This is a genomic window from Vibrio sp. N418 (assembly GCF_000222565.1).
Classification (GTDB): Bacteria; Pseudomonadota; Gammaproteobacteria; order Enterobacterales; family Vibrionaceae; genus Vibrio; species Vibrio scophthalmi.
The window spans coordinates 1-232 of sequence record NZ_AFWD01000094.1 but is presented as its reverse complement, the minus strand read 5'-3'; the positions used below and the strand labels follow the sequence as shown (position 1 = coordinate 232).

Here is a 232-nt window from a genome sequence, read left to right as displayed (position 1 = left end):
TGAATCGGTTAGCACTGGAGCGGTGTCATCTTCGGTCACGGCGCCGACTGCATCGCCAGAGATGACCGCGCTGTCGTTAATACCGGTAATGGTAATCACGATATCGTGGGTGGTGCCATCCATCGAGGCGACAGTGAACGTTTCCACCTTAGTTTCATCTTGCGCCAGGTATTGCACGTCGGCATTATCGACGTTATACACCCAGTTGCCATCCGCATCGATGGTGAGCGAG

The 232-nt window shown here is 54.3% G+C and carries 1 protein-coding gene; it reads right to left on the bottom strand.

What is annotated here, in order from left to right; all coding sequences use genetic code 11:
* The coding region (locus RH86_RS18205) for a VCBS domain-containing protein (RefSeq protein WP_009387890.1) at positions 1 to 232 on the bottom strand (232 nt) is incomplete at both ends.